Origin of the sequence: Kocuria sp. CPCC 205260, from assembly GCF_040981045.1 — a bacterium.
Lineage (GTDB): Bacteria > Actinomycetota > Actinomycetes > Actinomycetales > Micrococcaceae > Kocuria > Kocuria palustris.
The window spans coordinates 1-9620 of record NZ_JAVKPT010000014.1 but is presented as its reverse complement, the minus strand read 5'-3'; the positions used below and the strand labels follow the sequence as shown (position 1 = coordinate 9620).

Annotated in this window: 7 protein-coding genes, 1 tRNA gene and 1 pseudogene; 7 read left to right on the top strand and 2 right to left on the bottom strand. The window is 70.1% G+C overall.

Annotated features, from left to right (window positions below):
- The first annotated feature begins 72 nt into the window (after positions 1-72).
- Positions 73-1317, top strand: coding sequence for an MFS transporter (locus RF645_RS12825; protein WP_137802974.1), 1245 nt, complete (start codon positions 73-75; stop codon positions 1315-1317).
- A gap of 247 nt (positions 1318-1564) precedes the next feature.
- Here RF645_RS12825 and RF645_RS12820 read toward each other — a convergent pair.
- Positions 1565-1864, bottom strand: a pseudogene (locus RF645_RS12820) (peptidase dimerization domain-containing protein); the annotation flags it as partial.
- A gap of 163 nt (positions 1865-2027) precedes the next feature.
- Here RF645_RS12820 and RF645_RS12815 point away from each other — a divergent pair.
- The gene (locus RF645_RS12815) at positions 2028-2390 is read left to right on the top strand and encodes a winged helix-turn-helix transcriptional regulator (protein WP_137802975.1); all 363 of its coding nucleotides are present in this window, start codon (positions 2028-2030) and stop codon (positions 2388-2390) included.
- 98 nt (positions 2391-2488) lie between these two features.
- On the top strand, positions 2489-2914 hold the full coding sequence (locus RF645_RS12810; protein WP_368819232.1) for a VOC family protein: 426 nt from the start codon (positions 2489-2491) through the stop codon (positions 2912-2914).
- 68 nt (positions 2915-2982) lie between these two features.
- Here RF645_RS12810 and RF645_RS12805 read toward each other — a convergent pair whose 3' ends face one another.
- Positions 2983-4464: a peptide MFS transporter gene (locus RF645_RS12805; RefSeq protein ID WP_368819231.1), complete on the bottom strand. Its 1482-nt coding sequence runs from the start codon at positions 4462-4464 to the stop codon at positions 2983-2985.
- On the opposite strand from RF645_RS12805, the gene RF645_RS12800 reads away from it, so the two are divergent.
- From RF645_RS12800 to RF645_RS12785, 4 genes are all read left to right on the top strand, one after another.
- Complete coding sequence (locus tag RF645_RS12800; RefSeq protein WP_368819230.1) at positions 4443-5780, top strand: acyltransferase family protein; 1338 nt, start codon at positions 4443-4445, stop codon at positions 5778-5780. The genes RF645_RS12805 and RF645_RS12800 overlap by 22 nt on opposite strands.
- The gene (locus tag RF645_RS12795; protein WP_368819229.1) at positions 5750-6685 is read left to right on the top strand and encodes an SGNH hydrolase domain-containing protein; all 936 of its coding nucleotides are present in this window, start codon (positions 5750-5752) and stop codon (positions 6683-6685) included. The genes RF645_RS12800 and RF645_RS12795 overlap by 31 nt, the downstream gene beginning before the upstream one ends.
- 439 nt (positions 6686-7124) lie before the next feature.
- Complete coding sequence (locus tag RF645_RS12790) at positions 7125-9293, top strand: ATP-dependent DNA helicase RecQ (RefSeq protein WP_368819228.1); 2169 nt, start codon at positions 7125-7127, stop codon at positions 9291-9293.
- Between the two features lie 163 nt (positions 9294-9456).
- Positions 9457-9545 (top strand) — tRNA-Ser (locus tag RF645_RS12785).
- The last annotated feature ends 75 nt before the right edge of the window (positions 9546-9620 follow it).

Below are 9620 nucleotides of genomic sequence, written 5' to 3'. Positions count from 1 at the left end.
ATGCCGAGGACCGGCTGGCCGGCACCTGCTCATCCTGATCGATCCAGGCGCCGCCGAAAAGGTAACGGGGGGATGACGACGGATCCGGACCTGGGCTCTGCACGCGGACAGGGTCTGGCGGCAGGGCCCCAGCGCCGCGTCCTGCTGACGCTCGTGCTGGGCCAGGTGCTGGGCGGGCTCGGCACCGGGGCCACGCTGAGCCTCGGGGCGCTGCTGATCGGCGAGCTCGCCGGCTCCTCCGCCTGGTCCGGGATGGCCGCCACCATGAGCACCCTGGGTGCCGCCCTCTTCGCCCTGCCCCTGGCGGGACTCGCCCAGGCTCGCGGACGCCGGATCTCCCTGAGCGGCGGGGCACTCGCGGCGGCTTCCGGAGCGATCGTCGCTGTGACGGCAGCTGCGCTGGGGTCTGTGGTGCTCCTGCTGGCGGGCATCCTCCTGAGCGGCGCGGCCCAGGCCGTGAACCTGCAGTCGCGCTTCGCCGCCACGGATCTTGCCGCCCCGAGCAGCCGGGGCCGCGATCTCTCCCTGGTGGTCTGGTCGACCGCGATCGGTGCGGTCGCCGGCCCCAACCTGCTCAGCCCCGGTGAGGCCGTGGGCGCCGTCCTGGGCCTGCCGCCGCTGACCGGGGCCTTCGTGTTCACGGCGACGGCGCAGCTGCTGGCCGCCGTCGTCTATCTGGTGGGCCTGCGCCCGGATCCGCTGCTGACGGCACGGACGATGACCGATGCGAGCCACAGCGAGATCACGACGGACCCGACGGCATCCCCTTCCGCGGTCAGGCCCTGGCGGGCGATCCTCACGGTGGCGCTGAGCCAAGGCGTGATGGTCGCGCTGATGTCCATGACGCCGGTCCACCTGCAGGATCACGGCTCGGCGCTGAGCCTCATCGGGGTGACCATCAGCCTGCACATCGCCGGGATGTACGGTCTCTCGCCGCTCTTCGGAATCCTGGCTGACCGCGCCGGGGCTCACGTCACGGTGCTGCTGGGCCAGGCCCTGCTGGTCGGTGCACTGGTCCTGTCGCTGCTCGGCTCCGAGGCCTCCGGCGCGGTGACCGCCAGCCTGATCCTGCTGGGCCTGGGCTGGTCGGCCTCCACGGTGGCCGGCTCCGTGCTGGTCAGCCGCGCCGGGACGCCCGAGACGCGCTCGCGGATCCAGGGGGCGTCGGACCTGGTCATGAACCTGACGGGAGCCCTGGGCGGGGCGAGCGCCGGGCTGATCCTGAGCGCGGTCGGCTTCAGCGGGCTGGCGGGCCTGCTGCTGATCCCGGTGGGGGTTGTCGTCGTCCTCCAGGTCCTGCGGCGGTCGGCCGTGTGAGCCGGGGCGTCAGGAGCCGGCGGAACCCAGGGGGCTTGAGGTCGAAGGCCGGATTGCGCCCGAAGTGGAACAGCCCCGTGGGGACGGCGACCACCAGCAGCGCGGCCATGACGAGGCTCTGCTCGGAGGCGATCCCCCGCCCCGCCGAGTGGATACTCAGTTGCGCTATTGGCCCCTATAGCGCAACTGAGTATCCACTCGGCAGAGGGGTGGAGGGTCAGGAGAGCTTCGAGAGGATCGCCGTCATCGCCGTGGCCGGGATGATGTTCTCCTTCAGCCCGGCGTGGAAAGTGCCCACCGTGACGACGGCCGACTGCAGGGCGGAGATCTCGCGGGAGACCACCGTCTGCAGACGGGTCACGATGTGCGCGCCCAGCGCGATCGGATCCACCGAGTTCTCCGGCTGCGAGCCGTGGGACTGGCGTCCGCGCAGCGTCACACGCCAGGAATCGGCGTAGCTCATCACCGGACCGGTCGTCAGGCGGACCGTGCCGGAGATCCCCGGCATCACGTGCTGGCCGTAGATCACCTCGGGCTTGGGAGCGCGAGGGCCTCGCCTGGATCGGCGGTCATCCGGTGGGACGTTCCGGCGGCATGCCCTATCCTTCCATGATGTCGCGTGCGACCCCGCCCTGCGACCGGCCGCCGTCCAGGCGCTGAAGGACATCCCCGATGTCTTCAGCATCGAGCGCTGCCATCGCGGCCGGGACATGATGCTGACCGTGATCACGCCGTCGCTGATGTGGCTGACCGAGCACGTCTATCCCCAGCTCGACCAGGTGCCCGGGCTGCAGCGCTACGAGTCGTCGTTCTGCACCCGGCTGCACCACATCGCTGCCGAGTGGCGGCTGGGCGTGCTCGATGCCCACCAGCAGCGACGGCTGCGCGAGGCCGCCGGGCAGCGCAGCCCCTACACGGGCCGCACGCCCTCCCATTTCGCGGCGATCCTGCGCGAGCTCGCCCGCGACGGCCGGGCCAGCGCCGCTCAGATCGTTGCGGCCGCGGGGCTGAATCCGCCCACGGTCCGACGCCAGCTGCGCCAGGTCGTGCTGCCGGGGCCGGCCTGGGGCTGAGCTCAGCGCGTGGAGCACCGAGGTCATGCATGTCGTGGCATCCTTCCGGCGAGCGGGCCGACGGCTGTCGTCGGCCCCCGTCGTCCAGGAGGACTCCCATGACCGCAGCACTGCGCCCCTACCTCAACTTCCCCGGCAACGCCCGCGAGGCCTTCGAGTTCTACGGCGAGGTCCTGGGCGGCACGCCCAAGCTGGCGACGTTCGCCGACTTCGGCGCCGTCCCGGCCGACAGCGAGCACGCCGACAAGATCATGCACGGCGCCCTGGAGATCGACGACCTGATCCGCCTCTACGTCTCCGACTTCGTCGAGGGCATGGCCCCGGGCGAGTTCGTGAAGGGCAACGACGTCACCCTCGCGCTGATGGGCGAGGACTCCGACGAGGAGCGCCTCACCGCGATCTTCGACGCCCTCGCCGACGGCGGCACCGTGACCTTCCCGCTGGGCAAGCAGGTCTGGGGCGGGATCTACGGCGCGGTGACCGACCGCTACGGCATCTTCTGGCAGTTCAACATCGGGGGCTGAGTGCCTCGGACGACGACGGCAGGGCCGGTGCGCGATGCACTGGCCCCGCCGTCGTCGTGCGTGATGCGTCAGCGGATGCCGCGCATGCCCCGGGTGATCGTGCGGGACAGCGCCAAGGTGATCACGCCGATGCCGATCGTGATCGCGCCCAGGGTGCCGAAGTACACGGCTTCGGAATCGGCGCTGTAGAACCCGGCCAGCGAGCCGGACAGCGCGGTGCCTAGGGCGACGGCCAGGTAGTACAGGGAGATCATCAGCACCGGCATGGCCTCCGGCGAGAGCTTGGTCGACAGCGACAGCCCCACCGGCGAGACCATCAGCTCGCCCATGGTGGCCACCAGCATGATCAGTGCGATCCACCACACGGACACGGCCGCCACCGAGACCTGGGTGAGGAAGATCAGGAACGCCGAGCCCATGAGGATCAGCCCCACGCCGAACTTGGTGGCGGTCACCGGCTGGCGCTTGCCCAAGGTGGTCCACAGGTAGGCGAAGACCGGAGCCAGCAGGATGATGAACGCCGGGTTGAAGGACTGGACCCAGGGGATCGGGACCTGCCAGCCGAACACGTCGAGATCCAGTCGCGTGTCGGCATAGACCGTGATGACGGTGAACTGCTGCTGGAACAGCGCGAAGAACGCCGCCGTGCCGATGAACAGCGGGATGAAGGCGACCACCCGGGAGTGCTCGTCCGCGGTGAGCTTGGAGCTGGTCAGCATGATCGCGAACAGCGCGACGGCCGCGACCACGCACACGGCCACGATCGTTCCGGCCAGATTGGCGGCCGTGAGCCGCCCGCTGGCGACGGCGATCACGACCACCGCGACGGCTGCGATCGCGATGGCGATCCACTTGGGGTAGGCCGAGCGCGGCAGCGGATCCGGTACGACGTGGACCGACGACGGCATGCTGCGGCGGTTCCAGGCGTAGATGCCCAGGCCCAGCGCCATGCCGGCGGCGGCCAGGCCGAAGGCGAGGTGGAAGCCCCATTCCCGCTGGGCCCAGCCGGTGAGCAGGGGCCCGAGCAGGCCGCCGATGTTCACGGACATGTAGAAGATCGAGAACCCGCCGTCGCGGCGGGTGTCCTCTCGCGTGTAGAGCGAGCCCACCAGGTTGGTGATGTTCGCCTTGAGCCCGCCCGAGCCGATCGCGATGAGCCCCAGGCCGATGCCGAGGCCCCAGACGGCAGGGATCAGCGCCAGCGAGATGTGCCCGGCCATGATGAGGATGCCGCTGAGGAACATCGCCCGCTCGGAGCCGGTCAGGTGATCGGCCACCCAGCCGCCCAGGATGGCGCACAGGTAGACGGTGCCGCCGTAGGCGCCCACGATTCCGGTGGCCACGGCCGGGTCGATGCCCAGCCCGCCGTCGGCGACCTGCCAGTACATGTAGAGCAGGACGATGCCCTGCATGCCGTAGAAGGAGAAGCGCTCCCACAGCTCGACCGAGAACAGAGGCGCGAGCAGTCGGGGATGGCCGAAGAATCCGCGGTCCGCCTGCGCCTCAGCGGTCGAGGAGCTGGAATCTGGTGGAGGTGTGGTGGGGGACATCCCTGCACTGTGCACCTCATGGCATTCCCGATCGAGCATCTCTGGGGTCGGTCGCGTACCGTGTCGCGAAGACCACACTGAACTGCTGTTCCGTGCATGTATTCGCTTGTGTAAACTCGTTCTCGATACTGCACTCGACAACGCCTTGGGAGATCCCCATCGCTGCGCCAGTCCTCGCCCCGGTCTCCTCGGCCGGACCCGCTGCCTCGTCATCGCCTCGTCGCCCCGAGATCCAGGGGCTGCGCGGACTCGCCGTCGTCCTCGTGGTGGCCTTCCACTTGTGGGGCTCCGGCGTCTCCGGCGGCGTCGACGTCTTCTTCGTGGTCTCGGCGTATCTGCTGACGATGTCCTTCGCGCGCAAGGCCGAGGAGGGCAGGCCTCTGGCGCTGGTGCGCTACTGGTCGCGCACGTTCGTGCGGCTGCTGATCCCCGTGGCGATCGCGCTGCTGGCGGTGCTGGTCGCGATCCTGGCCTTCTACCCGGCCTCGCGCTGGGATTCCCTCTGGACGCAGCTCTTCGGCGCGGCCACCTACTCGCTGAACTGGGTTCTGGCCGCGGCCTCCGTCGACTACTACGCCGGCGGCGGGGTCGCCTCGAGCCCGGTGCAGCACATGTGGTCGCTGGCCGTGCAGGGGCAGGTCTTCGTGCTGTGGCCGCTGGTGATCGCCGTGGCGCTGGGGCTGTCCAAGGCGACGGGTCGTCGCTTCCGCCCGGTCGCGATCGGGGTTTTCGGCCTCGTGCTGGCGGCCTCGCTGACGGCCTCCGTGATCGTCACCCCGATGGAGCCCGGCCCTGCGTACTTCCACACCGGGCTGCGGCTGTGGGAGTTCGCGCTGGGCTCGCTGGCCGCGCTGATCTTCACCTCGCGGCTTTCGCGACGGGTCTCGCTGGTGCTGGGCTGGGGCGGATTCGCGGCCGTGGTCCTGACGGGCTTCGTGGTCGGCGGCAGCGGCCTCTTCCCCGGCTGGGCGGCGCTGATGCCCACTCTCGGCGCTGTCGCGCTGCTGATCTCGAGGGACGGCGGCGGGCGTCGTGGAGTCCACGTCCCCCTGTCCTGGCCCGCTCTGACCTGGCTGGGCGATCGCTCCTACGGCATCTATCTCTGGCACTGGCCGCTGATGATCACCTGGCTGCTGCTCTCGGGCGCGCAGACGGCCTCGCTGGGCGCCGGCCTGCTGATCTTCGCAGCATCGGTCGTGCTGACCCTGGGCACGGAGAGGGCCGTCGTCCTGCTCAGCTCCCCGCAGCGGGCCCGCGCCCGAGCCTCCCCACACGCAAGGAGCTCGTGCGTCTGGCTGCGATCGGCGCGGCGGTGACGGTGCCGGTCAGCGCGGCGCAGGCGTGGACGATCTCGCAGTCCGAGCTGCAGGCCTCCTACGAGGTCACTCCGGAGAACTACCCGGGTGCGGCCGCTGCCATAGACGGGGCGCCCGAGGCCCCGGACCTGAGGCCCGTGCCCCTGTGGTCCGAGGTCGACGACGAGTGGGGCGATCCTGGCGGTCAGGTCTGCGAGTCCAAGCCGGAGGGCTTCGACGACTCCGCCGAGTGCTACGTCTACGACTCGGCTGCCGGGGATGGGCGAGAGGCGCAGCGCACCGTCGTGCTGCTGGGCGACTCGCACGCCAAGCAGCTCTCCGAGCCCCTGAAGATCGCGGCCGAGAACCGCGACTGGCGCCTGGTCACCTTCGTCTACGCGGGCTGCCGCTACACCGGGCACGACGACGCCCTGCCGCCCGAGTGCAATGACTTCAACCGCGCAGCCGAGGCGGCTGTCCTGGAGCTCGACCCGGATGCCGTGATCGCCCAGGGCACCCGGTCCCAGATGCCCGATCAGGACCAGCGCGAGATCGTGGTGCCGCAGTGGAGCGAGGGCGTGGCCGGCTTCCAGGAAGCGGGCATCCCGGTCGTGAGCGTGCGCGACAACCCGCGCTGGGGCCGCGACATGTTCGAGTGCGTCGATCTCTACGGCGAGGACTCCCACCTGTGCGGCGACCCGGTGGACGAGGCGCTGGGCGGCCAGGCGATCGAGGACCAGTGGGCGGACGAGAATCCCGAGGTGCCGCTCGTGGACCTCACCGATCTCTACTGCCCCCACGGGCACTGCGGCCCCACGGTCGGCAACGTGATGATCTATCGCGACCTCGACCACGTCACGGCCATGTTCGGACGGACCACGGCGCCGATGCTCGAGCAGAGGCTCGTGGACGCACTGGGCTGGTGACTGCGCTTGCACGTGTTGGGCCGCAGCTGTCCGCACTTGCGCCCACCTGAATCGAGTGGTGCTGATCATGCGCCGAGTTCCGGCCCCAGGTCAGAGGCTGGTCGTCATGAATTGAAGATTCATGAGAAGTCAGGTTGCTTCACTGCTCATTTCACGGATGGCCCCGTGCAGAGGACCATATATGGAGTGATCCGACAGTGCGGGATCTCCGGCCCCGCCGCGAGATCCCGCCATCGGGTCCGTCGGCGCGCAGCATCGGGGGGTGCGGCGCGCCGGTTGAGCTCAGCTGCAGCAGCCCGAGTGGTCTCTGCGGTCGGGCTCTGGGCCGGGTTCGGTCGGGGGGCCGGACCCGGCCCGCTTTCATGCCCGGACCTTCTCCTGCCCATCAGCGCGACGTTGTGCTCCCTGTGCTGTCGGAGCCGCACGGGAGACTTCCGGCATGACTCAGCAACTCCGCCCAGCTGATGACGTCTCCGGACTCGAGTCGGAGGCCCTCGAGCTGCTGCGCGCGCTGACCGGCCGCCCGGATGCCGTCTTCCACCCGGGCCAGTTCCAGGCCATCTCCGCGCTGGTGGCGAATTCCCGTCGGGCTCTGGTCGTGCAGCGCACGGGCTGGGGCAAGTCCGCCGTCTACTTCATCGCGTCCCTGCTGCTGCGCGCCCGCGGGGCAGGCCCCACGCTGATCGTCTCGCCGCTGCTGGCGCTCATGCGCGACCAGGTCGCCGCCGCCGAGCGGGCCGGCGTGCGCGCCGCCTCCATCAGCTCCGCCAATGCCACCGAGTGGGGACAGATCCTCGAGCAGCTGGGCCGGGATGAGATCGACGTCCTGCTCGTGTCACCGGAGCGGCTCAACAACGCGCGCTTCCGGCAGGAGCAGCTGCCGGATCTCGTGCGGCGCATGGGGCTGCTCGTGGTGGATGAGGCCCACTGCATCTCGGACTGGGGCCATGACTTCCGCCCGGACTACCGCCGGATCCGCGACCTGATCGCCCAGCTGCCCAGCACCGTGCCCGTGCTGGCCACCACCGCCACGGCCAATGAGCGCGTCGTGCACGATGTCGAGGAGCAGCTCGGTGTGGGGATCGTGGACGCGCAGCGCGAGCCCGTGCTGACGCTGCGGGGCCCGCTGGCCCGCGATTCCCTGCGCCTGGGGGTGCTGCGGATGCCGTCGAACACCGTGCGCCTGGCCTGGCTGATCGAGCACCTGGGGCAGATGCAGGGCTCTGGGATCATCTACGCCCTGACCATCGGGGCGGCGGAGGACACCACCCAGGCGCTGCGGGACGCCGGGCACGACGTCCGCTCCTACACCGGGCGAACGGACCCCTCGGAGCGCGAGCAGCTCGAGCAGGAGCTCAAGGACAACCGGGTCAAGGCGCTCGTGGCCACCTCGGCGCTGGGCATGGGCTTCGACAAGCCGGATCTGGGCTTCGTGATCCACCTGGGGGCGCCGTCGTCCCCGGTCGCGTACTACCAGCAGGTCGGTCGTGCCGGTCGTGCCACGGACAGCGCGGATGTCCTGCTGCTGCCCGGCAGCGAGGACCGGGAGATCTGGGAGTACTTCGCCACGGCCTCCATGCCCACCGAGGCCAAGGCCACTGCTGTGCTCACCGCGCTCGAGCAGCACGGCGGGCCGTTGGGCCCGGGAGCGCTGGAGGCGCGCGTGGACATCAAGCGCACCCCGCTGACCCTGCTGCTGAAGGTCCTGGCCGTGGACGGGGCGGTCGAGCAGGTGCAGGGCGGCTGGCAGGTCACCGGTCAGCCCTGGCACTACGACTCCGAGCGCTACGACCGCATCCGCCGAGCCCGGGTGGACGAGCAGAACGCCATGCTCGACTACCAGAACAGCTCCAGGTGCCGCATGCAGATGCTGATAGAGCAGCTCGACGACCCCCACGCGGAGCCCTGCGGACGGTGCGACAACTGCGCGGGGCCCTGGTACTCAGATCACGTCAGCGGAGAGGCCTCGCAGGCGGCCACGTCCTCGCTGCAGAAGGTCGGGGTGCTGATCGAGCCGCGGGCGCAGTGGCCCACCGGCATGGACCGGCTCGGCGTGCAGGTCAAGGGCCGGATCCCGGAGGAGGAACGGGCGGAGAACGGCCGTGCGGTCGCGCGCCTGACCGATCTGGGCTGGGGCAACCGGCTGCGGGAGATCTTCCACGACGACGCCGAAGGCTGCCCCGTCGATCAGCAGGTCGATCCCGCCCTGGGCAAGGCGGCGATCGAAGTCCTGGCCGCCTGGGACTGGCAGCGCCGTCCGGCCGGCATCGTGGCCATGCCGTCGCTGTCGCGGCCGCAGCTGGTCTCCTCGCTCGCCCAAGGTCTGTCCCAGGCCGGGCGGATGCCGCTGCTCGGGCAGCTCGGGCTGGCGGAGGGGCACCCGCGGCAGGGCTCAGGGGGCAACGGGGCGTATCGGCTGGCGGCTGTGTGGGAGCGCTTCATCGTCACTCCGCAGATCCAGCAGGGGCTCGACCAGCTGCAGGGCCAACCCGTGCTGCTGATCGACGATCTCGTGGACAGCCGATGGACCCTGACCGTGGCCGCCCGTGCGCTGCGCCGAGCCGGCTCCGGGCCCGTCCTGCCGTTCGTGCTGGCCTCGCGCGGCTGAGCCGGCGCCGTTCCTCATCGGGGGCAGGGCTTCCGCGCTGGTCGGCGGCCGCACGTCGACAGGGTCAGAGCATGCGCTTTGACCCTGCCCGTAGGGGCCATTAGAGTGTCGTTCGCTGTTTGATCAGGAGAGTGCCGCCGTGCACCCTCTGCCACGACAGCATGGAGACGTGCCAGAGCGGCCGAATGGACTTCACTGCTAATGAAGGATCCGGGGAAACCTGGATCGGGGGTTCAAATCCCCCCGTCTCCGCTGCTGTCCTGAGTCGCGACATCGTTGACAGACGATGTCGCGGCTCAGGCTTTTTTCGTATGGGTTCGTTTTCTC